27 protein-coding genes are annotated in these 26,418 nt (G+C 59.2%); 25 read left to right on the forward strand and 2 right to left on the reverse strand.

Going from position 1 to position 26,418, the window contains the following annotated elements; genetic code table 11:
* The first annotated feature begins 3 nt into the window (after window positions 1–3).
* From glcE to H7848_RS09650, 14 genes are all read left to right on the forward strand, one after another.
* Window positions 4–1,134, forward strand: a complete 1,131-nt coding sequence (glcE, locus tag H7848_RS09585) for a glycolate oxidase subunit GlcE (protein WP_208350678.1) — start codon at window positions 4–6, stop codon at window positions 1,132–1,134.
* Window positions 1,135–2,427, forward strand: a complete 1,293-nt coding sequence (glcF, locus tag H7848_RS09590) for a glycolate oxidase subunit GlcF (RefSeq protein WP_208350600.1) — start codon at window positions 1,135–1,137, stop codon at window positions 2,425–2,427.
* Between the two features lie 103 nt (window positions 2,428–2,530).
* Window positions 2,531–3,778, forward strand: coding sequence for a Na+/H+ antiporter NhaA (locus tag H7848_RS09595; protein ID WP_208350601.1), 1,248 nt, complete (start codon window positions 2,531–2,533; stop codon window positions 3,776–3,778).
* A gap of 113 nt (window positions 3,779–3,891) precedes the next feature.
* Window positions 3,892–4,560 carry an ABC transporter ATP-binding protein gene (locus tag H7848_RS09600; RefSeq protein ID WP_208350605.1) on the forward strand — a complete coding sequence of 223 codons (669 nt, stop codon included), beginning with the start codon at window positions 3,892–3,894 and terminating at the stop codon, window positions 4,558–4,560.
* Entirely contained in the window at window positions 4,529–6,136 is a 1,608-nt protein-coding gene (locus H7848_RS09605; RefSeq protein ID WP_208350606.1) for a KpsE/RkpR family capsule polysaccharide export protein, read from the forward strand. The genes H7848_RS09600 and H7848_RS09605 overlap by 32 nt, the downstream gene beginning before the upstream one ends.
* A gap of 2 nt (window positions 6,137–6,138) precedes the next feature.
* Entirely contained in the window at window positions 6,139–6,972 is an 834-nt protein-coding gene (gene kdsA, locus H7848_RS09610; protein WP_208350607.1) for a 3-deoxy-8-phosphooctulonate synthase, read from the forward strand.
* A 76-nt stretch (window positions 6,973–7,048) separates the two neighbouring features.
* Window positions 7,049–8,488: a phosphomannomutase/phosphoglucomutase gene (locus H7848_RS09615; RefSeq protein WP_208350680.1), complete on the forward strand. Its 1,440-nt coding sequence runs from the start codon at window positions 7,049–7,051 to the stop codon at window positions 8,486–8,488.
* A 63-nt stretch (window positions 8,489–8,551) separates the two neighbouring features.
* The gene (locus tag H7848_RS09620) at window positions 8,552–9,865 is read left to right on the forward strand and encodes a mechanosensitive ion channel family protein (protein WP_208350613.1); all 1,314 of its coding nucleotides are present in this window, start codon (window positions 8,552–8,554) and stop codon (window positions 9,863–9,865) included.
* 60 nt (window positions 9,866–9,925) lie between these two features.
* A complete protein-coding gene (locus H7848_RS09625) occupies window positions 9,926–10,069 on the forward strand; it encodes a hypothetical protein (RefSeq protein WP_208350615.1) in 144 nt (47 codons plus the stop codon).
* Window positions 10,070–10,407: 338 nt separating this feature from the next.
* Window positions 10,408–11,304, forward strand: coding sequence for a metal ABC transporter substrate-binding protein (locus tag H7848_RS09630; protein ID WP_208350617.1), 897 nt, complete (start codon window positions 10,408–10,410; stop codon window positions 11,302–11,304).
* Between the two features lie 69 nt (window positions 11,305–11,373).
* Window positions 11,374–12,273, forward strand: a complete 900-nt coding sequence (locus tag H7848_RS09635) for a manganese/iron ABC transporter ATP-binding protein (protein ID WP_208350619.1) — start codon at window positions 11,374–11,376, stop codon at window positions 12,271–12,273.
* Window positions 12,270–13,133: a metal ABC transporter permease gene (locus H7848_RS09640; RefSeq protein WP_208350621.1), complete on the forward strand. Its 864-nt coding sequence runs from the start codon at window positions 12,270–12,272 to the stop codon at window positions 13,131–13,133. The genes H7848_RS09635 and H7848_RS09640 overlap by 4 nt, the downstream gene beginning before the upstream one ends.
* Window positions 13,130–13,996, forward strand: coding sequence for a metal ABC transporter permease (locus H7848_RS09645; protein WP_208350623.1), 867 nt, complete (start codon window positions 13,130–13,132; stop codon window positions 13,994–13,996). The genes H7848_RS09640 and H7848_RS09645 overlap by 4 nt, the downstream gene beginning before the upstream one ends.
* A 165-nt stretch (window positions 13,997–14,161) precedes the next feature.
* On the forward strand, window positions 14,162–14,833 hold the full coding sequence (locus H7848_RS09650) for a DUF6675 family protein (RefSeq protein ID WP_208350624.1): 672 nt from the start codon (window positions 14,162–14,164) through the stop codon (window positions 14,831–14,833).
* Between the two features lie 74 nt (window positions 14,834–14,907).
* Here H7848_RS09650 and crtC read toward each other — a convergent pair whose 3' ends face one another.
* Both crtC and crtD read right to left on the reverse strand, forming a co-directional pair.
* The gene (gene crtC / locus H7848_RS09655; protein ID WP_208350682.1) at window positions 14,908–15,777 is read right to left on the reverse strand and encodes a carotenoid 1,2-hydratase; all 870 of its coding nucleotides are present in this window, start codon (window positions 15,775–15,777) and stop codon (window positions 14,908–14,910) included.
* Window positions 15,732–17,309, reverse strand: a complete 1,578-nt coding sequence (crtD, locus tag H7848_RS09660; RefSeq protein ID WP_208350625.1) for a 1-hydroxycarotenoid 3,4-desaturase CrtD — start codon at window positions 17,307–17,309, stop codon at window positions 15,732–15,734. Before crtD ends, crtC begins: the two co-directional genes overlap by 46 nt.
* Before the next feature lie 111 nt (window positions 17,310–17,420).
* On the opposite strand from crtD, the gene H7848_RS09665 reads away from it, so the two are divergent.
* The 11 genes from H7848_RS09665 to pufL all read left to right on the forward strand — a co-directional run bounded on the left by H7848_RS09665 (window position 17,421) and on the right by pufL (window position 26,418).
* On the forward strand, window positions 17,421–18,290 hold the full coding sequence (locus H7848_RS09665) for a polyprenyl synthetase family protein (RefSeq protein WP_208350626.1): 870 nt from the start codon (window positions 17,421–17,423) through the stop codon (window positions 18,288–18,290).
* Window positions 18,291–18,304: 14 nt separating this feature from the next.
* Window positions 18,305–19,423: a methyltransferase gene (locus H7848_RS09670; RefSeq protein WP_208350627.1), complete on the forward strand. Its 1,119-nt coding sequence runs from the start codon at window positions 18,305–18,307 to the stop codon at window positions 19,421–19,423.
* Between the two features lie 119 nt (window positions 19,424–19,542).
* Window positions 19,543–20,484: a chlorophyll synthesis pathway protein BchC gene (gene bchC / locus H7848_RS09675; RefSeq protein ID WP_208350629.1), complete on the forward strand. Its 942-nt coding sequence runs from the start codon at window positions 19,543–19,545 to the stop codon at window positions 20,482–20,484.
* Window positions 20,481–21,482, forward strand: a complete 1,002-nt coding sequence (locus tag H7848_RS09680; protein WP_208350630.1) for a chlorophyllide a reductase iron protein subunit X — start codon at window positions 20,481–20,483, stop codon at window positions 21,480–21,482. Before bchC ends, H7848_RS09680 begins: the two co-directional genes overlap by 4 nt.
* Window positions 21,475–21,639, forward strand: coding sequence for a hypothetical protein (locus tag H7848_RS09685; RefSeq protein ID WP_208350632.1), 165 nt, complete (start codon window positions 21,475–21,477; stop codon window positions 21,637–21,639). The genes H7848_RS09680 and H7848_RS09685 overlap by 8 nt, the downstream gene beginning before the upstream one ends.
* Window positions 21,636–23,183, forward strand: a complete 1,548-nt coding sequence (bchY, locus tag H7848_RS09690; RefSeq protein WP_208350634.1) for a chlorophyllide a reductase subunit Y — start codon at window positions 21,636–21,638, stop codon at window positions 23,181–23,183. Before H7848_RS09685 ends, bchY begins: the two co-directional genes overlap by 4 nt.
* Window positions 23,184–23,265: 82 nt before the next feature.
* A complete protein-coding gene (bchZ, locus tag H7848_RS09695) occupies window positions 23,266–24,744 on the forward strand; it encodes a chlorophyllide a reductase subunit Z (protein ID WP_208350638.1) in 1,479 nt (492 codons plus the stop codon).
* Window positions 24,741–24,962, forward strand: a complete 222-nt coding sequence (pufQ, locus tag H7848_RS09700; RefSeq protein ID WP_208350639.1) for a cytochrome PufQ — start codon at window positions 24,741–24,743, stop codon at window positions 24,960–24,962. Before bchZ ends, pufQ begins: the two co-directional genes overlap by 4 nt.
* Window positions 24,963–25,121: 159 nt before the next feature.
* On the forward strand, window positions 25,122–25,271 hold the full coding sequence (gene pufB, locus H7848_RS09705; RefSeq protein WP_208350641.1) for a light-harvesting antenna LH1, beta subunit: 150 nt from the start codon (window positions 25,122–25,124) through the stop codon (window positions 25,269–25,271).
* A gap of 14 nt (window positions 25,272–25,285) precedes the next feature.
* On the forward strand, window positions 25,286–25,456 hold the full coding sequence (gene pufA / locus H7848_RS09710) for a light-harvesting antenna LH1, alpha subunit (RefSeq protein ID WP_208350642.1): 171 nt from the start codon (window positions 25,286–25,288) through the stop codon (window positions 25,454–25,456).
* Between the two features lie 122 nt (window positions 25,457–25,578).
* Window positions 25,579–26,418, forward strand: a complete 840-nt coding sequence (gene pufL, locus H7848_RS09715) for a photosynthetic reaction center subunit L (RefSeq protein ID WP_208350644.1) — start codon at window positions 25,579–25,581, stop codon at window positions 26,416–26,418.

Below are 26,418 nucleotides of genomic sequence, written 5' to 3' on the forward strand. Positions count from 1 at the left end.
ATGATATCCCCTGCAACTGAAACAGAACTGGCCGAGGCGGTTGCATCGGCCAAGGGCCCCCTGCGGATTATGGGTGGCGGCACACGGCCTATCGGCAAACCGGTGGCGGGACAGGTACTGTCGACCCGCGGTTTGTCGGGCATCGAACTTTATGAACCCGGCGCGCTGACGATCGTGGTCAAGGCCGGAACCCCGGTGGCCGAGGTCGAATCCGCCCTGGCCGCCGAAAACCAGCGCCTGCCGTTTGAACCGATGGACCACCGCGGCCTGCTTGGGACCGAAGGCGACCCCACGATCGGGGGTGTTGCGGCCGCAAATGTCTCGGGCCCCCGCCGCATCCAGGCCGGTGCCTGCCGCGATTACATGCTGGGCGTGCGGTTTGTGGATGGCACGGGGACAGTGGTGAAAAACGGCGGGCGCGTGATGAAGAATGTCACCGGCTACGATCTGGTAAAGCTGATGGCCGGCAGCTACGGCACTTTGGGTGTACTCAGCGAGGTATCGCTGAAGGTTCTGCCCCAAACCGACACGCAAGCCACGCTGATGATCCATAACCTGTCCGATAGCCATGCCGTTCAGGCCATGTCCGCCGCGCTGGGGTCGCCCTATGAGGTCACAGCCGCCGCCCACACACCCTTTTCGATGATGGGCGATCGGGCCATGACGATGCTGCGGCTGGAAGGGTTTGAGCAATCCGTCAAATATCGCACGGATCAGCTGAAGGATGTTTTGGCGTCCTTCGGCGATATCACTGTTGAAGACGATCCGGACAAGTCCGCCGCGATCTGGAAAGCCTCACGCGATGTGATGGGCTTTAAGCAGGCTGAAGGTGATGTCTGGCGCATTTCGGTCAAGCCCACTGACGCCCCTGACATTGCCGCGAAACTGACGGACACCAAGATTTTCTACGACTGGGGCGGCGGCCTGATCTGGGCCTTGGTGACCCAGGGCACCGATGTCCGCGCCGCCCTGAACGAATTTGACGGCCACGCCACCCTGATCCGCGCCAGCGAAGAGACACGCCACCAGATGGCTGTCTTCCACCCCGAACCAGCACCAGTCGCTATGATCTCAAAAGGACTACGAGATCGCTTTGACCCCAACAACATTCTGAACACCGGATTGATGGCCTAAATGCAAACCACCTTTACCCCTGAACAGCTGAAAGACCCTGCGACCCAACGATCGAATGAGATCCTGCGCAGTTGTGTGCATTGTGGGTTTTGCACGGCGACGTGCCCGACCTATCAGGTTCTGGGGGATGAGTTGGACAGCCCCCGGGGGCGGATTTATCTGATCAAGGATATGCTGGAAAATGACCGTGACCCGGACGAAAAGACGGTCAAGCATATCGACCGCTGCCTCAGCTGTCTGGCCTGTATGACGACCTGCCCCTCGGGCGTGCATTACATGCATCTGGTCGATCACGCGCGGGAATATATAGAACAGCGGTACAAGCGCCCCCTAACCGATCGCGTGCTGCGGTGGGTTCTGTCGAAAATCCTGCCCTATCCGATGCGGTTCCGGGCGGCGCTGGCGGCGGCCAAGCTGGGGCGGCCGTTCAGCTTTTTGATGCCGGATGCGCGGCTGCGGGCCATGCTGGAAATGGCGCCCAAGACCATCCCGCCCGTCAGCCGCAACGACGATCCGCAGGTATTCCCGGCCGAAGGCGAACGCAAGATGCGCGTGGCCCTGATGACCGGCTGCGCGCAGCGGGCGCTGAACACTGATATCAATGACGCAACCATCCGGCTGCTGACCCGGCTTGGCTGCGACGTGGTGATAGCCGATGGCGCGGGCTGCTGCGGGGCGCTGACCCACCACATGGGTAAGACCGATGAAAGCCACCGGACGGCCGCCAAAAACATCCGCGCCTGGATGCGTGAATTTCGCGGACAGGGGCTGGATGCAGTTGTGATCAACACCAGCGGCTGCGGCACCACGGTCAAGGACTACGGCCATATGTTCCGCACCACCGACCTGGCCAATGATGCGGCCAAGGTGGCCGAGATCGCGATGGATATCTCGGAACTGCTGATAAAGCTGGATGTGCCCAAACTGCCTGATCAGGGCCTAAAAGTCGCCTATCACGCGGCCTGTTCTCTGCAGCATGGCCAGCAGATCAAGACCTATCCCAAAGACCTGCTGAAACGCGCGGGCTTCAAGGTGGTTGAGCCCGCCGACAGTCACCTGTGCTGCGGGTCGGCCGGGACCTATAACCTGATGCAGCCCGAAATTTCTAAACAGCTGAAGGACCGCAAGGTTCAGACGCTGCAGGCCAAATCCCCCGATATCATCGCTGCCGGTAACATCGGTTGCATGATGCAGATCGGATCGGGCACGGATATCCCAATGGTGCATACGGTCGAACTGCTGGATTGGGCCACCGGCGGGCCGAAGCCCCCCGCGCTAAGTCGCGATCTGTAGACAACCAAGCGCCACAGTGTACAAAAGTCGTGCGGCAAGTCTCAGGCGTTGCTCTGACAGAAAGTATCGCGTAATCACGCTTAAAAGATCCTTGGGGGCATGAATGTATCGCGTCTGGAATTTCGTTACGAATTACTCACTTTTGCTGATTGCTGGCGCGATCATAGCTTTGATCTGGGCGAATATTGATGCCGACGGCTATCACCATTTTGTCGAGTTTGTCATTTGGGATCACGCGCCGGTCGGGCACCTGCATGACGGGCACCGTACGCTGACACTGCATTATCTGGTTAACGATGTCCTTATGGCGTTCTTCTTCGCCATCGCCGCAAAAGAGGTGTGGGAGGCGGTGATCCTGAAAAACGGGTCCCTGCGCGGCAAGAAAGCCGCAACGCCCCTGTTTGCCACGGCGGGTGGAATGCTGGGCCCGATCGCGGTCTATCTTGTTATCGCGCTTTTGCTGGGACCGGAAAAATTCACCGCCGTTGCAAACGGTTGGGCTATTCCGACGGCCACCGATATCGCATTTTCCTATCTGGTGGGTCGGCTGGTCTTTGGGGCAGGCCACCCTGCCGTCCGCTTCCTGCTGCTGCTGGCGATTGCCGATGATGCGGCCGGTCTGGTGATCCTGGCGATCTTCTATCCTGAAAACGCTGTTGTGCCCGCCTGGCTACTGCTGTCGCTGGCCGCTGCCATTCTGGTCTTTGTACTGTTCAATTGGCTGCCGCGCTACCTGGACCGCGGCAATCAATTGCGCCCGAATTCAACCTGGGTGCGGCAGAAACTGGGGTTCTTGCCCTATGCTGTTGCCGGTTGTGCCAGTTGGTACGGGTTTCAGGAAAGCGGCTTGCACCCCGCGCTGGGCCTTTTGCCGATTGTGCCGACGCTGCCCCATGCTGACCGGGCCTTCGGGATTTTCAGCGAAGCCGAAACGCATCTGACCGACCTGCTGAACCAGATCGAACATGCGCTAAAACATCCCGTTGAGATCATTCTGTTTTTCTTTGGTCTGGTGAACGCCGGTGTCGAATTCAGCTCGATCGGTGATGCGACATGGCTGGTTCTGGCGGGGCTGATCATCGGCAAACCCCTGGGCATTTTCCTGTTTGGATGGATTGCGGCCAAGCCCTTGGGCCTTGGTATTCCACAGGGCATGCGTCTGGTTGATCTGGTCGTCATCGGTTGTGTCGCCGCCATCGGTTTTACCGTATCGCTGTTCGTCGCGTCGGTCGCGTTTCCTGCGGGTGAAGTTCAGGATGCGGCAAAAATGGGGGCCTTGTTCAGCTTTTTTGCAGCGCTCATCGCCATTGTGGCGGGCCAGATGTTGCGGGTCGAAAAACAGAATCTGTGACACGTCTGGCCAAAAAGCCCGAAAAGCGCCATAATATGAAGAAGATAGTGCAGTAAGGACGCTGTTAAGACACTTTGGTATAAAGGTGTTGCCGCACGGGCGGAGCAGACGGAATGCTTGAGTTTGAGAATGTCAGCAAGTCCTTTTGGACAGGAACGCAGCGCAAGGTGATCCTTGATCGCGCGTCGTTTCGTGTTGAGTTGGGAAATTCCATCGGCATTCTGGCCCCCAATGGCACCGGCAAGACGACGCTGATCAAGATGATCGCCGGTCTTGAAAAACCTGATGAGGGCGAGATCAGACGCGGGTGCAAGATATCCTTCCCGCTTGGGTTCATGGGCGGCATCATCTCAAAACTGTCGGCGATGGAAAACTGCCGCTATATCGCGCGTCTTTACGGGCTTGACCCTGACTATGTCGAGGCGTTCTGCCGGTGGCTGTGCGATCTGAAAGAATATTTCGAAATGCCGGTGGCGACCTACAGTTCGGGTATGAAGGGGCGATTTTCCTTTGCGCTTTTGCTGGCGCTGGACTTCGATATTTATCTGATCGACGAAGGTATGCCGTCATCGACGGATGTGGAATTCAACCGGAAAGCCGGTGAAATCCTGAAAGAGCGGATCGAGACGACGACAATTGTAATTGTATCGCACCAACCCGCAACGCTTGAAAAATTTGCACGATCAGCCGGTGTTCTGATGAATGGCCAGTTGACCATGTTCGATACCCTGGAAGAGGCAAAGCAGCTTTATGACTACCAAACCAAAGGCGAAAAAGTATAGAATTCGCCGTAACAAGCTGAATTCCTTGACCGGCGATACGGCGCCCGACGATCAGGTTGAAACAGCCGATGACGCTGCACCGACCGCGACTGAGGACACGGCAGATCCTGTGACGCTGGCTAATCCAAAGCTGGAAGCGATCCGCCAGGAAGGGCTGACCGCACGCCAGTTGCGCATGGCCCGTCGCGTTGCGCAGAAAAATGGATTATCGCCCGCGTCCGATCTTGAGGCGGTGATGCTGTTGCGGGATCGTGGCATTGACCCCTTTAAACGGTCCAGCACGTTGGCATTGGTGAAATCCAACACCGCTGCGCCCGAAAGCTCGGTCAATCTGGAACCTGGCGAAAGCGATGCCCTGGCCGATGTACATCTGCCGCAAACCGTGCCGTCCTTCGATCGTACTGCACCCGCCTTATCGCCTGCTGCCGAACGTGCCCGCGAAATTCAGCAAATTCAGCGGGATATCACCCGCCGCAGGCAACGCAAACTGGCGATGTTGTTTGTCAGGTTGTTTTTCTTTGTCGCGATTCCGACCGCCGCTGCGGGATACTACTTTTTTGCCGTGGCCACCCCGATGTACGCCACGATGTCTGAATTTCGGATCGAACAGTCCGACAGTCCGTCCAGCGTGGGCGCAAGCAGTCTTTTGGGCTCAACCCCCATGGCGACGGTTCAGGATTCGGTTTCGGTTCAGGGCTATCTGCAATCGCGCGAAGCCATGCTGCGGTTAGATGAATCCCTGGCCTTCAAGGATCATTTTTCCGACCCGTCCCTTGATTTGCTGCAACGCTTGTCGCCCGACGCATCGAACGAAGATGCTTATAAGCTTTATCGTCGTTATGTGAAAATCGGCTATGATCCGACCGAAGGTATCGTCCGGATGGAGGTTTCGGCCGCCAACCCTGAAATCAGCGCGCAATACGCCCGCCGTCTGGTTGAATTTGCGGAAGAGCGTGTCGATCAGATCACCCAACGCGTTCGCGAAGACAGCATGAAAGGCGCCCGCGCCAGCTATGAAGAGGCTGAGCTGAACCGCGAAGAAGCTTTGACGCGGATGACCCAGTTGCAGGAAGAACTGGGCGTGATCGACGCCGCCGCCGCCACCAGTGAACTGCAGGCACGGATCACATCGCTGCAACAACTATCGCTGGAAAAAGAGCTTGAGCTGGCCAGCCTGCTGGACAATCGCCGCCCGAATGAGGCGCGCGTCGACGCCCTGCGCGGTGAAGTTCGCCGGATCGAAGCCAAGATCGCCGAGGTACGCGGCCTGATGACGTCAACGGGCGGCGACAATGCGAACCAGGCGCGGAAAAACGCCGAACTGCGCGCGGCCGAGGAAGATTATCAGACCCGTACCCTGTTGCTGCAGCAATCCCTGCAACAGATGGAGATGGCGCGGATCGAGGCGGAACGCCAGGTGCGCTATCTGTCGGTCAGCGTCAGCCCGATTCCGCCGGATGAACCGACATATCCCCGCGCATTCGAAAATACCCTGCTGGCCTTTCTGATATTTCTGGGTATCTATCTGATGATATCGCTTACCGCGTCTATCCTTCGCGAACAGGTATCGTCATAGAGATGAAGACAGTCCCCGTTGGTTCCCTGACCGTCAGCAATGACACGCCTTTGGCTGTGATTGCGGGCCCGTGCCAGTTGGAATCAACCGACCACGCCCTGATGATCGCCACCCATATGGCCGAGGTCTGCGCGCAAACCGGTGCGCAGTATGTTTTCAAGGCCAGCTATGACAAGGCCAACCGCAGTTCGCTTGGCGGCAAGCGCGGCCTGGGTATGGATGAGGGGCTGAAAATTCTGCAAACCGTCAAAGATCAGATCGGCTGCCCCGTTCTGACCGATGTCCACGCCCCCGATCAATGTGCGCCCGTGGCCCAAGTCGCCGATATTCTGCAGATACCGGCCTTTCTGTGTCGCCAGACCGACCTGACCCTGGCCGCGGGTGAAACGGGTGCGGTGGTGAACATCAAAAAGGGTCAGTTTCTGGCCCCCTGGGATATGACCCATATCGCCGACAAGGTCGCCAGCACCGGCAATGACAAGATCATGTTGACTGAACGGGGCGTTTCCTTTGGCTATAACACGTTAGTCGCCGACATGCGGTCGCTGCCCGAAATGGCGAAAACCGGATACCCCGTTGTGATGGACGCGACGCACGCCGTCGCGCAGCCCGGCGGCTTGGGCGGTGCCAGCGGCGGACAGCGTGAATTTGCGCCAGTTCTGGCCCGCGCTGCCGTTTCTTTGGGCATCGCGGCTGTTTTCATCGAAACCCATCAGGCGCCAGATACCGCGCCCTCTGACGGGCCGAATATGGTTCCGTTAGATCAGATGTCACATTTGGTCACTACGCTGATGGCGTTTGACCGCTTGGCCAAGGACGACCCAATCAGACTTTGAACAAAAGCGAGATTTGACAGTGAACACACCAGCACCGACCGTTTCCCAGAACACCTGGGCCTTTCTGCGTGACCCCATGATCGCCCCCACCGGCTTTCGCGAATATGACGCCCGGTGGAAATACCCCGATGAAATCAACCTGCCCGGCATCACCGCCCTTGGGCTGGGTCTGGGCACGCAGATGCACAAACGCGGCATTCCGCCCGTGATCGCAGTGGGAAACGACTACCGCGACTATTCCCTGTCGATCAAAAACGCGCTGATCGTCGGGCTGATGCAGGCGGGTATTCACGTCAAAGATATCGGCCCCGCACTTAGCCCCATGGCCTATTTCAGCCAGTTCCACCTGGATGTTCCCGCCGTTGCGATGGTCACCGCCAGCCACAATCCGAACGGATGGACCGGCGTGAAGATGGGCTTTGACCGCCCGCTGACCCACGGCCCCGATGAAATGGGTGAATTGCGCGATATCGTTCTGCAAGGTCAGGGGCAGACGCGCGACGGCGGCAAATACGAATTCGTCGATGGCGTACAAAAGGCTTATTTGGACGACCTTGTGGGCGATTTCAAAATGTCCCGCCCGCTGAAGGTCGTCTGCGCCACCGGCAACGGCACGGCCAGCGCCTTTGCGCCTGAACTTTTCGAACGGATCGGGGTCGAGGTGATCCCATCGCACAACGAACTCGACTACACCTTCCCCAACTACAACCCGAACCCCGAAGCGATGGAGATGCTGCACGACATGGCCGCCAGCGTCAAAGCCTCGGGCGCGGATTTCGCACTTGGGTTTGACGGCGATGGCGACCGTTGCGGTGTCGTCGATGATGAGGGCGAAGAGATCTTCGCCGATAAGGTCGGCGTCATCATGGCGCGCGATCTGGCCAAACTTTACCCCGGCTCAACCTTTGTCGCCGATGTGAAATCAACCGGCCTTTTCGCCAGCGATCCTGAGCTGCAAAAGCATGATATCAAGGCCGACTACTGGAAAACCGGCCACAGCCACATGAAGCGCCGCGTCAAGGAAATCGGCGCGCTGGCGGGATTTGAGAAATCCGGTCACTACTTTCTGGCCGAACCCATCGGACGCGGATATGACTGCGGGATGCGCGTGGCCGTTGAGATCTGCAAGCTGATGGACCGCAACCCTGATATGAAAATGTCAGACCTGCGCAAGGCGCTGCCAAAGACCTATTCGACCCCCACCATGTCGCCCCACTGCGCCGATACGGAAAAATACGACGTGCTGGCCCGGCTGGTCGACAAACTGGTCGCCAAGCATAAGGCCGGCGAAACCGTCGCGGGCCGCGCGATCAAGGATGTTGTGACGGTCAACGGCGCGCGCGTGATCCTGGATAATGGCGGTTGGGGTCTGGTCCGGGCATCATCCAATACTCCCAACCTTGTCGTCGTCTGCGAAAGCCCCGAAAGTGACGCTGAAATGCGGGCGATTTTCAAGGATATTGATGCGGTGATCCGGACGGAACCTTCCGTGGGCGACTACGACCAGACAATCTGACTTTCCCTGCGTCTGCGCTGCCCCTATGGTGGCGCAGAGTTTCCAACGCAGAAGATAGATAAGATGAGATTTCTGGCCGCATTTTTCCTGACCCTGACCATTTTCCTGACCGGCCCGCTTTGGGCACAGGATACGAATGGTCAGCCGTCCGGCCCCATCGCGATCGAAGATGATAACGTCACCGACGCAGCCATTGCTGTACGCATCCGTGATATCCTGGCCGAAATTGGCGGGTACGAAGATGTTACGGTTACCGTAAATGCGGGCATCGTCACGCTGCGCGGCCAAACAGCGCAACTAACGGATATTGAACAGCTTGGCGCCCTTGTCAGCCGGGTCGAAGGCGTCGTTGCGATCCGCAATCAAGTTGTAACGACCTCTGATCTGGTTGAACGGTTGGACCCCACGATTGATCGCTTCAAAGACAGGTTAGATCAATTCCTACTGTTTTTGCCCCTGGCCCTGGTTGCGTTGGGGGCATTTCTGCTGATCGTGTTTCTGGGCATCTTCATTGCGCGGCTGCGTCAACCCTGGGATCGTCTGGCGCCCAATGCCTTTATCGCCGATATCTACCGTCAGGTCGTCCGCCTGGCTTTTCTGATCGCCGCCATTGTCATCGCGCTGGATATCCTGGGCGCGACCGCTTTGCTGGGCACGATCCTTGGTGCCGCGGGTATCATCGGTTTGGCCATCGGTTTTGCTGTGCGGGACACCGTGGAAAACTTTATTGCGTCGATCATGCTATCGATCCGCCAGCCGTTTCGCCCCAACGACGTGATCGAGATCGAGGGCGACATCGGCAAGGTCATCCGCCTGACCAGCCGCGCGACGATCCTGCTGTCATTCGATGGCAACCACATCCGCATTCCCAACGCGACCGTCTTCAAAAGCCGCATCGTGAACTACACCCGCAACCCCGAACGCCGCTTTCTGTTCGACCTTGGCGTCGCACCGGACACCGATCTGGCCAAAGCCAAGGCGCTGGCGTTCGATACATTAAACGATCTTTCCTATGTCTTGTCCGAACCGGCGGCGAACGTCTGGATCGAGAACATCGGCGACAGCACGATCACCCTGCGCGCCACTGCCTGGATCAATCAGCATGAAAGCAGTTTCGTGGCCGCCAGGGGCGAAGCCATTCGCATGGTGATAGCGGCTTTTGATGCGGCCGGTATCCAACTGCCCGAACCCACCTATCGCCTTGTCACAAGCGACACCCGACCTGCCCCGCAACAGCAGACCGTCGCCCCGGAAGCGCCTGTCGAAGCCGATGATGTTGTCGCAAATCAGGACGCGTCACTGGACCGGATCATCGAAGAAGAGCGTCAGGAACAGGCCGAAGAAGACCTGCTGACCAAAGACGCCAAAACAGAATAGGCGGAACATTCCGCCGGGCCACGCGTTCTTGACCTGTGACCAACGGAAAGGATGACTGACATGGAAAGCAGTGGATTGATTATCCTTCTGGCCGTTGGAACATTGGGCGTTGTCATCGGGTTTGCCTTGCTCAGCAAATGGCGAACCGAACAAAAACTGCAGGATGACGATGCGCCAAAGTCCTCTTTGGCCAGCGACAAATAAGCAAAAAACGAAGGGCGGCCAAGATGCCCTTCGTTTTTTCGTATTTGGTGATGTCCAGAGCATCGTTCCCAAAAGCCACAACACAATACCTACGAATCTTGCCCGGTGGGCACCACCGGGCCGCGCCGACCCGCCCCCCAGGGCGGCGCGTTTGCGCCACCCTCGGGTCGGCGCTGCCCTCTGATCTGCAAAACAAAAGTCCGCTGCTTAATCACAGTAGTGCAAACCCTTGCTAACCAGAACACAAATCCTAAATGCAAATCATTCTCAATCTAATTGACTCTTGCGAATAATTCGCATTTACAGTCGGCAGAACAACAACCAGTACGGAGAGACACATGCACAGGCTTGTCAGTTCGTTTGTTGTACTCGCGTTATGTACGTTTGCAGTTTCGGCCAAGGCCGAGGAAAAGATGAAGGTCGTCACGACCTTCACCGTTCTGGCTGATATCGCCCAGAACGTCGCGGGTGACGCGGCCGACGTCGTGTCGGTCACGAAACCCGGCGCTGAAATTCACGGTTATCAACCCACCCCCCGCGATCTGGTCAACGCCAGCGATGCGGACCTGATCCTGTGGAACGGCATGAACCTGGAACTGTGGTTCGAACAGTTTCTGGCCAATCTGGGCGATGTCCCCTCGGTCACGGTCAGCGAAGGCATCACGCCCATTTCGATCGGGTCCGGGTCTTATCAGGGCATGCCAAACCCCCACGCCTGGATGGGTCTGGATAACGCCTTGATCTACATCGATAATATTTCCCTGGCTTTTGCAGAACACGATCCTGAAAACGCTGCAACCTATATGCGGAACGCCGCTGACTATAAGTACGTCTTACGTAACACCATCGAACCCCTGCGCGCGCAGATCGCTGAAATTCCCGAAAGCCAACGCTGGCTGGTGACCTGCGAAGGCGCGTTCAGCTATCTGGCCCGCGATTTCGGGATGCAGGAACTGTACCTTTGGCCCATGAACGCCGATCAGGTCGGCACGCCTCAACAGGTGCGTGCGGTGATCGACGGTGTGCGGGCCAATAACATCCCCGTCGTGTTCTGCGAAAGCACCGTCAACACCGCCCCCGCTGAACAGGTCGCCCGTGAAACCGGCGCGCGCTATGGCGGTGTGCTTTATGTGGATTCGCTCAGCGAACCCGACGGCCCCGTTCCGACCTATCTGGATCTGTTGACCGTCACATCACAAACGATTGTCAGCGGTCTTGTCACCGGGACGAATTAACCAACATATCACGTTGCGCCATCCCACCCGCGCGGGGCGGCGCACCCAAACCAGACGCTAGGACACCATATGCTGGACAGCCACCGTGTCGACGCAGCCCGCGCCAGCACTGAAGACCAGGGTCAGGGGATCCTGGTGAACGACGTCACAGTGACCTATCGCAACGGTCACACCGCCCTGTGGGACGCCAGCTTTGACATCCCGCGCGGCACTGTCACGGCCTTGGTCGGTGTCAACGGCGCTGGTAAATCCACGCTGTTCAAGGCGATCATGGGCTTTTTGCCCGCGGCCAAGGGCGACATTCGCCTGTTCGATAAAACCGTCAAACAGGCCCTGCGCGAAAATCTGGTGGCCTATGTCCCCCAGTCCGAAGACGTCGACTGGGCCTTCCCCGTTTTGGTCGAAGATGTCGTCATGATGGGCCGCTATGGTCACATGGGCTTTCTGCGCCGCCCGTCGCAGGCTGATCACGACGCCGTCGATCAGGCGCTCGCCCGCGTCAGCATGCAGGACTACCGCCATCGCCAGATTGGTGAGCTGTCCGGCGGTCAGCGCAAACGGGTCTTTCTGGCCCGCGCCCTGGCCCAGGACGGCAAAATTATCCTACTGGATGAACCCTTTACCGGCGTCGACGTCACGACTGAAACGCAGATCATCGCGCTTTTGCGTGAACTTCGGGAAGAGGGCCGCGTCATGCTGGTCTCAACCCACAATCTTGGCTCTGTTCCCGAATTCTGCGACCGGACGATCCTGATCAAGGGCACGGTGCTGGGCTATGGCCCGACCGAAACCACCTATACCCGTGCCAATCTGGAAAAAACCTTCGGCGGTTTGCTGCGCCACTTCACCTTGGGCGGTGATGATCTGCATGACGATGAAGACAGCCGCAAACTCACCATCCTGACCGACGACGAACGTCCCTTTGTCCAATACGGCGAACGCACCAAAACGTCCGAGGGCGATCCGTGACGACCCTGTTAGAGCCCTTCACCTACAGCTACATGACCAACGCCATGTGGGTGTCAGCGCTGGTGGGCGGCGTCTGCGCATTCCTGTCGGCCTACCTGACGCTGAAGGGCTGGTCCCTGATCGGCGACGCGCTGGCCCATTCCGTCGTGCCGGGGGTTGCGGGCGCTTATATTCTGGGTCTGCCCTTCGCCCTTGGCGCGTTCCTTGCAGGCGGGCTGGCCGCGGGGTCGATGCTGTTTCTGTCCGAACGATCGGGCCTGAAAATCGACGTGATCATCGGCCTGATCTTCACGTCCTTCTTCGGTCTGGGGCTGTTCATCGCCTCGCTCAACCCCGTCTCAATCTCTCTGCAAACCATCACCATGGGCAACATCCTGGCCATCACGCCGTCGGACACCCTGCAACTGATCCTGATTGCGGGCGTGTCGCTGGCCGTTCTGCTGGCCAAGTGGAAAGACCTGATGGTCACCTTTTTCGACGAAGATCACGCGCGGTCCATCGGCTTGCGCCCCGGCCTGTTGAAAGCCATCTTCTTTGTGCTACTGTCGGCCTGCGTCGTTGCCGCTATGCAAACCGTGGGCGCCTTTCTGGTCATCGCCATGGTCGTCACGCCCGGCGCCACCGCCTATCTGCTGTGCGACCGCTTTCCACGCCTGATCCTGACATCTGTCGCCATCGGGGCCACCACCAGCTTTCTGGGCGCCTACATCAGCTATTTCCTGGACGGTGCGACGGGTGGCATCATTGTCACCCTGCAAACGCTGCTGTTCCTGATTGTCTTCCTGTTCGCCCCAAAACACGGGCTGCTGGCCGCCAAACGCAAAGCACGCGCGGCCCTGCAAACGGGGGGCGCAAAATGATCGACACCCTGCTGACGCCCTTCCAGTTCGCCTTTATGCAGAACGCCTTTCTGATCGCGGCCATCGTCGCCATCCCAACGGCGCTTCTGTCCTGTTTTCTGGTGCTGAAAGGCTGGGCGCTGATGGGCGACGCCGTCAGCCACGCCATTCTGCCGGGTGTGATCGTCGCCTATATCATCGGCATTCCCCTGATCCTGGGGGCCTTTGCCGCCGGTATGACCTGCGCGCTGGCCACGGGATATCTGTCCGCCAACAGCCGCGTGAAACAGGATACCGTCATGGGCGTTGTCTTTTCCGGCATGTTCGGGCTGGGCATCGTCCTTTATGTCTGGATCGACACGAACGCCCATCTGGATCACATCCTGTTCGGCAATATGCTCGGCGTCGAATGGCACGAACTGATCCAGGCCGCCGCCATCGCCGCCCTTGTGTCGCTAGCCATCGTCCTGAAATGGAGGGACCTTCTGCTGCACAGCTTCGACCCGGCCCAGGCTCAGTCCTCGGGCCTGCCGGTCGGGTTGCTGCACTACGGCCTGCTGGCAGCCCTGTCCCTGACCATCGTCGCTACCCTTGCGGCCACGGGCCTGATCCTGGCCATCGCCCTGATCATCGCACCGGGGGCCATCGCGTTTCTTCTGGTGCGTCAGTTCAAAACCATGCTGTGGGTGTCCGTCCTGATCTGCCTGTTCGCGATGCTGTCGGGCGTCTACGCCAGTTTCTTCCTCGACAGCGCCCCGGCACCGACAATTGTGCTGATCCTAACCGTGCTTTTCATCGCCGCCTTCATCCGCCGCACTGCCCTGACCCGCCGCGCCTCGCGCAAAAAGATCAGTCGGCATGAAACAGAGCAGGCCTTGCCATAGCACTGTGATGACCGCAATTTTCGTGCTATCCAAATAGCGGATCAAACGGGTGGGACGGCATCGGCGGTGGCGCAATATCTACGATATATGTGTGTTGGTCTTTTTGCGGTTTTCACAGGGGCTGGATCGATTCTGTTCGCGGACTCCGCCCCGGTTCCACCCTGTATGGCGGGCGCCGTTGAACCGGCCTATGCTGATCCGGGGTCAACGCCGCGGATCGATTCTTGGACCGATATCAGTCTTAGTTTGGGTGGCGCCTGTCCTGAAATCCTGAACGGCCGTGCCTATCTTGTCGTGGCGCTGTCCAGCCGCTTTACACACACCGGAACCCTCAACGATCTGGCCGCGCGTGTGGGCCAGGTGTCCGATCTTGAAGGGCTAAAATACTGGTCTGTGACCGATGGGGCGTGGCGCACCCTGATTTCACAATCCCATGCTGTGCAAAGCCTCGGATCGCGCCAACCAAGATCCGATTTTTCGGCGCGTGAGGTCCTCAGCGGTCAACCACTATTTATGGTACAAAGGGATACGCGATCCACTGGGCCCAACCTCTATTCGCTTCAGGCCACCGCGCCGTCAGACCATCAACTGACAGTGTCTATCGTGAACCAAAGCAATATCCGGTTTCTGGTCGCGACGATGTTTGAACGTGAAAATCTGGTCTCGGCCCATTTCTTCACACGCCTTCGCGGGAATGAATGGGGCTATTACAGTCTGACAGTTGTCAAACAGAACGTTCGCCGCGGGCGCGAAGCATCTTATATCAACCGCGCTGTGTCCTACAAACGCTTCATAACCGGCCAGCAACCCGATGGAACGCCCCCTGTTGCGCGTTAATCGCCCCCCGCAGTCCCGGACTTGATCCGGGACCTCTTAGCCCACTGATCTTTCTACCCAAATCGCCTACGACGTTAAAACCGCCAGTTCGCCCGCCTTGGCACCCGCACTGCCAGCATTGGCTTCAGCCATGGGCTGCGAAAGCGGTTCAGGTCCAGCGCCTCGTGCACGCCGACGGTTTCCTCGCCCTCAAAGCGCGTTCGCACCGCTGCGCGCGTATAAAACGGCGCGTCCAGCATGGGTTTGACCTGCCGCGGCTGATATCCCGGATCGGCCCGCGTTTCCCGCCGCACCTGCCACAGCGACCGTTTGAACGTGGTCTTGTCAGGTGGGTTCAAAGTCTTGATATTTCCGGATTTATCGAACTTCAACCCAACGGCCAGTTCACTGCCGTCCCGCCGCGTCGCGTCATAAAAACAAAGCGCGCCGTCCCGCAGCGGATAGCGGCCCCAGGTCCAGTAACTGAAATCATCCTCCAGCGCGCGGGTGCCGAAATTGGCGTCGAAATAGCTATGCCCGGTCCACTGCCACCCCTTCGCCTCAAGATCCACCGTGATCCGCGCCGACGGCGCAAAAGGCCGCCAGACATGCGTGCCCTCGGGCGTCAAAAGCATCTCGGTCCCGGTCAGATAATCGGGCGTCACGGTGATTTGACCCCGCACGCGGCTGATCACAGGTGGCCCGGAAATCTCATCAATATCAATGACTAAGCTGTCGCCCGTCCAATGCATCCAGCTTGGCCCGACCTGCAATGTATCATCCGTGACCCGCAGCGCGCTTGCGCCGCGATCCGTCATCGTGAACCGCCCGCCCTTGCCATAGGTCGCCACATTGATACAGCAGTGATTGGCCGGATTCTTGCGCCCCGACCAACGATACCAGGGCGAAAAGACCGACCCTATAAAGCCGATGACCGAGACGGCTTTTTCCCCGCAATCGCTGATCCCGTCGATATACCACCAGGCATAGCCATCGGGCGGGACGTCGATGTTAAAGCACGGTCGCTCATGATCGCCTCGGCCGCGTGCCGGGCGGAGAGGGTGGCCATCGGAATGCCCGCCCCCGGATGCGCCCCGCCCCCCGCCAGATAAAGCCCCGGCAGTTTCGTCCGCGCCGTCGGTCGTGCGAACGCTGCGATCATCCCATGCGGGCTGCGCCCGTAAAGGGAACCGGCCGACGCTGGAAACAGGTCGTTGAACCCCGCCGGTGTTGTCAGATGTTGCACCTGCGGCGCCAGATCGAAGGTCAGTCCGAAGCGGGCGAGTGTCCCGAACACCAGTGTCTGACATTGTTCGAACTCCTCTGTGTGGGTCTCGGTCGGTGGTCCGTTCATGATGATCTCGAACCGGTTGTCGTCTTGCGCGCAGATGTAAAGGGTTGGGTCATCCGGCATAAGACCTTCTTTTAAAGCGTTAAATTCGGCTGCGGGGTCTGCGCCGAAAAAGACGTTGTGGTGTGTAAGTATCTGCTCTGAGGGCAGCGACCGGCCAGCGGGTGAGTTTTCTTTGGAAAAGCGTGCCTTAGCCGCAAAAGTCCAGACATAGGCCGACAGGCTGCGCGGCTCAGTCGCCTGGCGGGCAACGGCGTTCGCAGCCGATTGCCCAAGCAACCCTTGATAAAGTGCGCGGGGATCGCCGTTAAAGACGATATGGTCAGCCGCAAAGCGTTCATCGCGGGTATGCACCGCGCAAACCCGGCCATCCTGAACCTCAATCCTGTCAACATCGCAGCCATAGTGAAACTGCGCACCTTTGGCCTTGGCCAGCGTCTCAACGGCGACAGCCAGCTTGTGCATTCCGCCCTGAACGCGCCAGACACCGCTGGCCTCGGCATGCCAGATCAACCCCAGAATGGCCGGGCTTTGATAGGGCGAGCCGCCGACATAGGTGGCATACCGCCCGAACAATTGCGCCAGCCGCGGGTCGCTGAACTGCCGCTGCAAACTGGCGGCCAACGTCGACAACGGCGCCATGGCAGGGATCAGCGACGGGTTCGTCAGAACGTGCCGGATCAGCGCAGGCAGACCAGGACGCGCGGCCTGCATCATAGGCGCATCAAACCCGCGAAACAGCCGTGCCATGCGATCCGAAAAGGCGCGGAATTCACGTTCGGCCTGCGCCCCCGCAAAGTCGCGGACCGCACTGGCCGATGCCTCGGGGTCCGCATGTAAATCCAGCGTCGACCCATCCTGCCACCAGTGCCGCGCCAAAACGGCCTCAGCCACCAGCGTCACATGATCCGACAATGTCTCACCCACATCATCGAACAATTGATCAAACACATGCCGCATCGTCATCACGGTCGGGCCCGCGTCAACAGGGCCTGCGGGCGATGGGACCGTCCGCATTTTGCCGCCCGGCGTTGCGTGACGCTCCAGCACGGTGACGTCCAGCCCCGCATGCGCCAGGCGCAAGGCTGTCGTCAATCCACCGATCCCCGCACCGATGATGACTGCTTTTTGGGCTGCGTTACTCATTTCCACTGTCCTTGGGTCAACCAATTGTTGACTCACTTCCTGCGATGTGTCCAGTATAGTTGACATATAGTGTCCAATTAATATGACGCTTCACTCATGAAGGAGAGTGAAATGCCACTTTCAGCGCGTATTGAGGCCGCAGTCACGGCGGCCATTGCATCGGCCCAAGGGGCCAGGGCGCCGCAAAAGCTGGCCCATGCGTTGAATTACGCGGTCACGCCGGGCGGTGCGCGGATCAGGCCGACGATCCTGATGTCGGTCGCGCTGGCCTGTGGCGATGACCGCCCCGCGCTGACCGATGCCGCCGCCGCTGCGCTGGAATTGATCCATTGCGCCAGTCTGGTGCACGACGATATGCCCTGCTTTGACGATGCCGATATGCGTCGTGGCAAACCTTCGGTACATCGTGCCTATGGCGAACCGTTGGCGCTGCTGACCGGCGACAGCCTAATTATTCTGGCTTTTGAGGTTCTGGCCAAAACAGCGCTGACTGATCCGACCCGTGCACCGCATCTGTTGCTGACGCTGGCGCGGCGCACCGGCATGCCGGGCGGCATCTGCGCCGGGCAGGGCTGGGAAAGTGAAACGCAGATCGACCTGTCGGCCTACCATCAGGCCAAGACCGGCGCGTTGTTCATCGCTGCCACCCAGATGGGTGCCATCGCCGCGGGTCAGGACCCCGAACCCTGGGAAGAACTGGGCGCCCGCATTGGCGAGGCCTTTCAGGTGGCCGACGATCTGCGCGACGCGCTTTATGATGAAGAAACCCTTGGCAAGCCCGCCGGACAGGATGAATTGCTGGGCCGACCCAACGCTGTGGCTCAATTGGGTGTCCAGGGGGCCACAAAACGATTGAAAGATATCCTTGGCGGGGCCATCGCCTCGATTCCGTCTTGCCCTGGGGAAGCTGCCCTTGCAAATATGGTGCGCGCGCAGGCAGAACGTTTGACGCCGGTCGCGCCAACACGGCAAAACAGCTAGGGTTAGTAACGAGTATGAACGAAGTGGCACCACGACGCGTGAAGGTCAGTGGTTTGCGAAACCGTCTTGCGGCATCCCGCAGGTTTCAACGATGGGCATCGAAATTTCCGCTAACGCGTCGCAAAACACGGACCGAAGGCGAACAGATTTTCGATATAGTGTCAGGTTTTGTTTACAGTCAGGTCCTGTTGGCCTTGGTCGAACTGGATATTCTGGCCGATGTTGCCGCACGGCCCATGACCCCCGAAGCCTTGGGCGATAAGCATGACATCGACCCCAAGCGGATGAAGATTCTGTTGCATGCGGGTGTGTCTGTCGGGCTGCTGAAGCTGAAGAAAAAGGGCTATGGCCTTAGCCAACGTGGCGCGGCGCTTTTGGGTGTGCCGGGGCTTGAGGCCCTGATCCGCCACCACAGTTATTTCTATCGAGATCTGCAGGACCCGGTGGCGCTGTTGCGTGGCAAGGTTGAAACCGAACTGTCTGAATTCTGGCCCTATGTCTTTGAGGGACCCGATGCCCTTCCGGAAGGAACGGCCGAGACCTATACCAATCTGATGGCCGACAGTCAGGCCCTGATTGCCGAAGATACGCTGCGGTTCGTATCCCTGAAAAACGTCAAGCGTCTGATGGATATCGGCGGCGGGTCGGGTGCCTTTCTGGCGGCGGTCGGTCGGGCCTATCCCTCTCTAAACATGGTCTTATTCGACCTGCCCGCCGTGACCGCCCACGCGCGCGATCACCTTGAGCCTGCAGGGCTTTGGGGCCGGACCGAGGTGATCCCCGGCAGTTTCCGGCAGAACGATCTGCCCGAAGGGGCCGACGCGATCAGTCTTGTGCGCGTGCTTTATGACCACGAAGACAGCACGGTTCAAAGCCTGCTGGCGGATGTCTATGCCGTACTGCCACCGGGTGGGCGGTTGATCATTTCCGAACCCATGTCTGGGGGTGACACGCCGCTGCGGTCCACGGATGCCTACTTTGCCTTGTACTGCATGGCGATGCAGACCGGCCAGGTCCGCTCATCAGATCGTATTGCTGAATTTTGCGAAAAGGCGGGCTTTGTGAATATCCGCAAACCCAAGCCCTTCCGCCCCTATGTGACCCGCGTTGTGACCGCTGTAAAGCCGATCTGACATATTTCTGTCTAAATTAGTTGACACAAGAAAGTGTCAAGTTAAACTGACACCCATGAGTGGAGAAACGCCCTGAGTCTTTCCTGACCCCAGGGCAACCGCAAAAGGGGGTGATGACGATGGAAACTTCCGCCGTCATACTGAATGGACCGAAAAAGCTTGGGGTCGATCGGCTGACGCTGACAGATCCCGGTCCGACCGACCTGATTGTTGAAATCAGCCATTCGGGCATATCCACCGGTACCGAAAAACTGTTCTGGTCGGGCCAGATGCCGCCATTTCCCGGCATGGGCTATCCCCTTGTTCCAGGGTATGAGGCCGCCGGCGAAGTGATCGCGGCCGGTTCTGACACGCATTTCAAACCCGGCGATCATGTGTTTGTACCCGGTGCCAACTGCTATGACGGTGCCTTTGGCCTGTTTGGCGGCGCGGCGCATCGGGTGGTCACCGCAGCAGATCGTGTGACCCGCATTGATCGCGGTCTTAGGGCCGAAGGTGCGCTGCTGGCCCTGGCCGCCACCGCACGCCATGCGATGGCCGGTCTGGATAAGGCGATGCCTGATCTGATTGTGGGTCACGGTGTTCTGGGTCGTATGCTGGCCCGCCTGACCATCGCCGCAGGCGCGCCTGCACCCACGGTCTGGGAAATCGACCCAGCCCGGCGCGAAGGTGAATTCGATTATCCCGTCATTGATCCCGCTGACGACGACACCCGCGATTATCGCGCGATTTATGATGCCAGCGGAAACGGTGCGCTGCTGAACACCCTGATCGGCCATATCCGCAAAGGCGGCGAAATCGTTCTGGCGGGGTTCTATGACGCGCCGCTCAGCTTCGCCTTTCCGCCCGCTTTCATGAAAGAGGCCCGCTTTCGCATTGCAGCCGAATGGACGCACGACGACCTGTCCGCGACCCGCGCCCTGGTTGAAAGCGGCGCGCTTAGCCTGTCGGGGCTGATCACTCACGAACGCCCCGCGTCAGACGCAGCGGCGGCCTATGAGGTGGCCTTTACCGACCCCGCCTGCCTGAAAATGATCCTGGATTGGAAAGGTCACGCATGACGTTAGATATCCCAAATCTGAAAGACTTCGACCAGCGCCTGCGCGATGAGGCGGGCGAGGATCTGGCCGATCTGATCGTGGATGAGCCCACCAAGAAAACCCAGATCATCGCGATCTATGGCAAGGGCGGTATCGGCAAAAGTTTCACGCTGGCGAACCTGTCGCACATGATGGCTGAACAGGGCAAGCGCGTCCTGCTGATCGGCTGCGATCCCAAATCTGATACAACCAGTCTGCTGTTCGGCGGCAAGGCGTGCCCGACGATTATTGAGACCTCGACCAAGAAGAAACTGGCGGGCGAAGAGGTCAAGATCGGCGATGTCTGCTTCAAACGCGGCGGTGTCTTCGCGATGGAGCTTGGCGGCCCAGAAGTCGGCCGTGGCTGCGGTGGGCGCGGGATCATCCATGGTTTTGAACTGCTGGAAAAGCTGGGCTTTCACGACTGGGATTTTGATTATGTCCTACTGGATTTTCTGGGCGACGTGGTGTGTGGCGGCTTCGGCCTGCCCATCGCGCGCGACATGGCGCAGAAGGTGATCCTGGTCGGATCGAACGATCTGCAAAGCCTTTATGTCGCCAACAACGTTTGCAGCGCGGTCGAGTACTTCCGCAAACTGGGCGGCAATGTCGGCGTCGCAGGCTTGGTGATCAACAAAGACGATGGCACGGGCGAGGCACAGGCCTTTGCCAAGGCGGTGGACATTCCCGTTCTGGCCAGCATCCCGCAGGACGATGATCTGCGCAAGAAATCCGCGAATTATCAGATTGTCGGCACCTCGGAAAGCCATTGGGGCAGCTTGTTTGCCGAATTGGGCCTGAACGTTGCCGAAGCCCCACCAGTGCGTCCGGCGCCCCTGTCACAGGATGGTTTGCTGGACCTTTTTGATGGCTCAGACACCGGCGCGGGCGTGGTTTTGGAACCGGCAACCGATGCCGATATGCGCGGCAAGAACGCCAAACCTGTCAAATCTTTGGAAGTGGTCTACGACGATGTTTGATCTGGATGAACTTAGCCGTTGGGACGATGCGCTGGCGACACTGTCAGGCGATGTCCCGGACTTGATCCGGGACCTCAAACCTCAGGTCCAAGAGATCCCGGATCAAGTCCGGGGCTGCCCGTTTCACCAACCTGCACGCGAATTGCAATCCGCATGAGCGTTGAGACCACATATGACACGACAGCGGATGTCGATGTGATCCAGGGCGAGAAAGACCCGCAAGGGTCTGCTGATCTGGGCTGTCACGCGGGCGATCAGATGGAGGCCGCCGCGCGCGCCGCAGGGCAGTCGGAAATTTTGGATCAATACGCCAAGGACTATCCCCAGGGTCCGCATGATAAACCACAAAGCATGTGCCCGGCCTTCGGCTCACTTCGCGTCGGGCTGCGGATGCGCCGCGTGGCGACGGTTCTGAGCGGTTCGGCCTGCTGTGTCTATGGCCTGACCTTCGTCAGTCATTTCTATGGTGCGCGGCGGTCGGTGGGCTATGTGCCGTTCAACTCGGAAACGCTGGTGACCGGCAAGCTGTTCGAAGATATCCGCGACGCGGTGCACGAACTGGCCGATCCTGATCGCTACGACGCCGTGGTCGTCACCAATCTGTGCGTGCCCACAGCCAGTGGTGTGCCGCTGCGGTTGTTGCCCGATGAGATAAACGGTGTGCGGATTGTGGGGATCGATGTGCCGGGCTTTGGTATCCCCACCCATGCCGAGGCGAAAGATGTGCTGGCCGGTGCGATGCTGAACTATGCCCGGGCCGAGATTGAGGCCGGACCCGTCCAGGCGCCTGCCTCGGGCAAGTCCGATCGCCCGACTGTCACGCTGTTGGGTGAGATGTTTCCAGCCGATCCGATGGTCATTGGTCAGATGCTGGCGCCCATGGGTTTGGCCGCGGGCCCGGTCGTGCCGTGCCGCGAATGGCGAGAGCTTTATGCTGCGTTGGACTGTGGCGCCGTGGCGGCGATCCATCCGTTCTATACTGCGGCAATCCGCGAATTCGAAATGGCCGGCCGGCCAATAGTGGGATCCGCCCCGGTGGGGCGTGATGGCACCGCCGCATGGTTGTCAGGCATCGGCGAAGCCTTTGGTGTCTCTGCAGATCAAATAGCTGCCGCGCAGAACGCGGTGCTGCCGGGGATCCAAGGTGCGCTGTCCGGCGCGAAGATAGATGCCACGATAACCTTAAGCGGATATGAAGGCAGCGAACTGTTGGTCGCCCGCCTGCTGATCGAAAGCGGTGCGCGGGTGCCCTATGTGGGCACCGCTTGTCCGAAAACGCCGTGGTCAGCGGCAGATGCTGAATGGTTGCAGGCCAAGGGCGTCAAGGTCAAATTCCGCGCGTCTTTGGAAGACGATTGCGCCGCGATGGAAGGCGTGAAGCCCGACCTGGCCATCGGCACCACGCCCGTTGTGCAGAAAGCCAAAGAGCTGGGTATCCCCGCGCTTTACTTCACCAATCTGATCTCGGCCCGGCCTTTGATGGGTCCCGCAGGCGCGGGGTCATTGGCGCAGGTCGTCAATGCGGCGGTGGCGAACAAAGACCGGATGGACCAGATGACCGCGTTTTTCGAAGGCGTCGGTCAGGGCGATACGGCGGGTGTCTGGGAAGGTGATCCCAATCTGCGCCCGGACTTCCGCGCGCTGCATCAGAAAAAGCTGGATAAGCAGGCGCGGGCGGCGAAGGCCGCTGAGATGATCTGATGGCGGTGTGGGTTGCATATCGCAGGTTGGGGGCGCTGCCCCCAAACCCCCGGAGTATTTTCGCCAAGAAGAAGGGCGTGTCATGTTAGTGCAGGATCATGATCGCGCTGGCGGGTATTGGGGGGCAGTTTATGCCTTTTGTGCCGTCAAGGGCCTGCAGGTTGTGATTGACGGGCCGGTGGGGTGTGAAAACCTGCCGGTGACCTCGGTCTTGCATTACACCGATGCGCTGCCGCCCCACGAATTGCCGATTGTCGTGACGGGGTTGGGCGAGGAGGAACTGGGCCGCGATGGCACCGAAGGCGCGATGAAGCGGGCGTGGAAGACGCTTGATCCGGCGCTGCCAGCGGTTGTGGTGACAGGGTCGATTGCCGAGATGATCGGCGGGGGTGTCACGCCGCAGGGTACCAACATTCAGCGTTTTTTGCCGCGCACCATTGACGAGGATCAGTGGGAAGCGGCCGATCGCGCGATGACATGGATTTTCACCGAATTCGGCATGACCAAGGGTCGGATGCCGCGCGAGGCCAAGCGAGAGGAGGACGCGAAGCCTCGCGTCAATATTCTGGGGCCGATGTATGGCACGTTCAATATGCCGTCCGATCTGGCTGAAATCCGGCGGCTGGTCGAAGGCATCGGGGCCGAGGTCAATATGGTCATGCCTCTTGGTGCCCATGTGGCCGAAATGCGTAATTTGGTGAATGCGGATGTGAATGTCTGTATGTATCGCGAATTCGGGCGCGGATTGTGCGAAGTTCTAGGTAAGCCATACCTGCAAGCGCCTATTGGCATCGAAAGCACTACATTATTCCTGCGCAAGTTGGGCGAACTTCTGGATCTGGACCCAGAACCTTTCATCGAGCGCGAAAAGCATTCGACCATTAAACCTGTCTGGGATTTGTGGCGGTCGGTCACGCAGGATTTCTTTGCGACGGCCAGTTTTGCGATCGTCGCGAATGAAACCTATGCCCGCGGGGTCCGGAACTATCTGGAAAACGATCTGGGCCTGCCGTGCGCCTTTGCGGTGGCGCGGGTGGCAGGCGCCAAGACGAATAATGAAGAGGTCCGCGCGCTGATGGGTCAAAAGCGGCCCTTGGTTGTGATGGGATCGATCAACGAAAAGATGTATCTGGCCGAACAGAAGGGCGGGCACGGGCCCAGCCCGGCGTTCATTCCGGCCAGCTTCCCCGGTGCCGCGATCCGGCGGGCGACGGGGACGCCGTTCATGGGCTACGCGGGCGCGACGTATCTGTTGCAAGAGGTCTGCAATGGCCTGTTTGACGCGCTGTTCCACATCCTGCCCTTGGGCAGTGACATGGATGCAGCCGAGGCGACGCCCACAACGCTGCGCCGCGATTTTCCCTGGGACGAAGATGCGCAAGCAGCCCTGGACAAGATTGTTGCGACCCACCCGATCCTGACCCGCATTTCAGCAGCGAAGAACCTGCGCGATGCGGCCGAAAAGGCCGCACTGGCGGCGGGTGCCGAGCGGGTGGTGCGCGAAATGGTTGAAAGCCTGCAGCCCGACGGGCTGGCAGCAAAACGAGGAGAGAAAGCATGACGGATTTCACCTCAGACACTCCGATCCACAAGGTGCACAAGACACCGCGGACCGAGTTTTATGTCTACTTCACGATCATCTTTCTGGCGGCGCTGCCTTTGGCGGCGATCAGCTGGATGCTGTCGATGATCAAACAGCGGCAATGGTCCAGCCGTGGCCCGGTGGCGCGCGCCATCACCCAGGCGCGGATCATCACGCCGATGATATTCGCCGCCTGAGCGGCGGTGCGTCCTGTTGGGACGATGATTTTTTCCGCCCGACATGGCGGAGCCCGAATTCGCCACTTTCCCCCGGAAGTGGCGAAATGTGGCGGGGGATGAGCCCCCGTCGTAGCCCGGCCGCGGGGGATACGCGGCATCAGCTTTGGAGGAATTTTCATGGCTGATAACTCTGACCTGTCTTTCACAGGTCTGACCGACGAGCAGGCCCAGGAACTGCACTCGGTGTATATGAGCGGCCTTTGGCTGTTCACGGCCATCGCGGTCGTGGCTCATATCGCCACGTTCATCTGGTTCCCGTGGTTCTGAGGAAGGATTGAAGAATGGCTAAATTCTATAAGATTTGGATGATCTTTGATCCGCGCCGCGTGTTTGTCGCACAGGGCGTCTTCCTCTTTCTGCTGGCGGCGATGATCCATCTGGTTCTGCTCAGCACCGACGGTTTCAACTGGTTTGAAATCGCGGCGGCAAAGTACGACCGCGTGCCGGAATAATCGCCTTCGGTCCAAGACAGACGTCGCGGGCGGGTTTTCAGGAATTGGCCCGCGACAACCATCCAGGAAAAAGACGGCTGACGGTTTGACCGGGGATCAGCCACCAATTGCGGAGACAGAAGATGGCACTGCTCAGCTTCGAAAGAAAATATCGCGTCCGGGGCGGGACGCTGATTGGGGGCGACCTGTTCGACTTTTGGGTTGGGCCGTTCTACGTGGGCTTCTTCGGGGTCACGACCGCCTTTTTCGCCCTTTTGGGGACCGTTCTGATTTTCTGGGGCGCGTCGCAGCAGGGCACCTTTAACCCCTGGCTGATCAATATCGCGCCGCCGGATCTGAGTTACGGTCTGGGACTGGCGCCGCTGATGGAGGGCGGGCTGTGGCAGATCATCACGATCTGTGCCGTTGGCGCGTTCTGCAGCTGGGCCCTGCGTGAGGTCGAGATCTGCCGCAAGCTGGGTATGGGCTATCACGTGCCCTTTGCCTTTGGCGTGGCCATCTTTGCCTATGTGACACTGGTCGTTATCCGCCCCTTGCTGATGGGCGCCTGGGGGCACGGGTTCCCCTATGGTATCTTCAGCCACCTCGACTGGGTCAGCAACACCGGCTATGCCTATCTGCACTTCCACTACAATCCGGCGCATATGCTGGCGGTGACGTTTTTCTTCACCACAACCCTGGCGCTGGCGCTGCACGGGGGTCTGATCCTGTCGGCCTGTAACCCCGAAAAGGGCGAAGAGGTCAAAACACCGGATCACGAAGACACCTTTTTCCGCGACTTCATCGGCTATTCAGTCGGCACATTGGGCATCCACCGTGTTGGCCTGTTGCTGGCGCTGAACGCGGGTTTCTGGTCGGCGATCTGTATCGTCATTTCCGGCCCCGTCTGGACCAAGGGCTGGCCGGAATGGTGGAACTGGTGGCTTGAGCTGCCCATCTGGCCTTCGCAAATCGGGATGTAA

The organism is Pseudaestuariivita rosea, assembly GCF_017592335.1.
Taxonomy (GTDB): Bacteria; Pseudomonadota; Alphaproteobacteria; order Rhodobacterales; family Rhodobacteraceae; genus Parasulfitobacter; species Parasulfitobacter rosea.

What these genes read in the sequence shown, in the direction of transcription:
- H7848_RS09665 (WP_208350626.1), top strand. Translation starts at nt 17,421, where the DNA reads ATGCCACTTTCAGCGCGTATTGAGGCCGCAGTCACGGCGGCCATTGCA.
- bchC (WP_208350629.1), top strand. Translation starts at nt 19,543, where the DNA reads ATGGAAACTTCCGCCGTCATACTGAATGGACCGAAAAAGCTTGGGGTC.
- bchY (WP_208350634.1), top strand. Translation starts at nt 21,636, where the DNA reads ATGAGCGTTGAGACCACATATGACACGACAGCGGATGTCGATGTGATC.
- H7848_RS09680 (WP_208350630.1), top strand. Translation starts at nt 20,481, where the DNA reads ATGACGTTAGATATCCCAAATCTGAAAGACTTCGACCAGCGCCTGCGC.
- H7848_RS09595 (WP_208350601.1), top strand. Translation starts at nt 2,531, where the DNA reads ATGTATCGCGTCTGGAATTTCGTTACGAATTACTCACTTTTGCTGATT.
- H7848_RS09685 (WP_208350632.1), top strand. Translation starts at nt 21,475, where the DNA reads ATGTTTGATCTGGATGAACTTAGCCGTTGGGACGATGCGCTGGCGACA.
- pufL (WP_208350644.1), top strand. Translation starts at nt 25,579, where the DNA reads ATGGCACTGCTCAGCTTCGAAAGAAAATATCGCGTCCGGGGCGGGACG.
- glcF (WP_208350600.1), top strand. Translation starts at nt 1,135, where the DNA reads ATGCAAACCACCTTTACCCCTGAACAGCTGAAAGACCCTGCGACCCAA.
- crtD (WP_208350625.1), bottom strand. Translation starts at nt 17,309, where the DNA reads ATGAGTAACGCAGCCCAAAAAGCAGTCATCATCGGTGCGGGGATCGGT.
- H7848_RS09635 (WP_208350619.1), top strand. Translation starts at nt 11,374, where the DNA reads ATGCTGGACAGCCACCGTGTCGACGCAGCCCGCGCCAGCACTGAAGAC.
- pufQ (WP_208350639.1), top strand. Translation starts at nt 24,741, where the DNA reads ATGACGGATTTCACCTCAGACACTCCGATCCACAAGGTGCACAAGACA.
- H7848_RS09630 (WP_208350617.1), top strand. Translation starts at nt 10,408, where the DNA reads ATGCACAGGCTTGTCAGTTCGTTTGTTGTACTCGCGTTATGTACGTTT.
- H7848_RS09650 (WP_208350624.1), top strand. Translation starts at nt 14,162, where the DNA reads ATGGCGGGCGCCGTTGAACCGGCCTATGCTGATCCGGGGTCAACGCCG.
- kdsA (WP_208350607.1), top strand. Translation starts at nt 6,139, where the DNA reads ATGAAGACAGTCCCCGTTGGTTCCCTGACCGTCAGCAATGACACGCCT.
- H7848_RS09620 (WP_208350613.1), top strand. Translation starts at nt 8,552, where the DNA reads ATGAGATTTCTGGCCGCATTTTTCCTGACCCTGACCATTTTCCTGACC.
- pufA (WP_208350642.1), top strand. Translation starts at nt 25,286, where the DNA reads ATGGCTAAATTCTATAAGATTTGGATGATCTTTGATCCGCGCCGCGTG.
- H7848_RS09615 (WP_208350680.1), top strand. Translation starts at nt 7,049, where the DNA reads ATGATCGCCCCCACCGGCTTTCGCGAATATGACGCCCGGTGGAAATAC.
- bchZ (WP_208350638.1), top strand. Translation starts at nt 23,266, where the DNA reads ATGTTAGTGCAGGATCATGATCGCGCTGGCGGGTATTGGGGGGCAGTT.
- H7848_RS09600 (WP_208350605.1), top strand. Translation starts at nt 3,892, where the DNA reads ATGCTTGAGTTTGAGAATGTCAGCAAGTCCTTTTGGACAGGAACGCAG.
- H7848_RS09645 (WP_208350623.1), top strand. Translation starts at nt 13,130, where the DNA reads ATGATCGACACCCTGCTGACGCCCTTCCAGTTCGCCTTTATGCAGAAC.
- H7848_RS09605 (WP_208350606.1), top strand. Translation starts at nt 4,529, where the DNA reads ATGACTACCAAACCAAAGGCGAAAAAGTATAGAATTCGCCGTAACAAG.
- H7848_RS09670 (WP_208350627.1), top strand. Translation starts at nt 18,305, where the DNA reads ATGAACGAAGTGGCACCACGACGCGTGAAGGTCAGTGGTTTGCGAAAC.
- pufB (WP_208350641.1), top strand. Translation starts at nt 25,122, where the DNA reads ATGGCTGATAACTCTGACCTGTCTTTCACAGGTCTGACCGACGAGCAG.
- H7848_RS09625 (WP_208350615.1), top strand. Translation starts at nt 9,926, where the DNA reads ATGGAAAGCAGTGGATTGATTATCCTTCTGGCCGTTGGAACATTGGGC.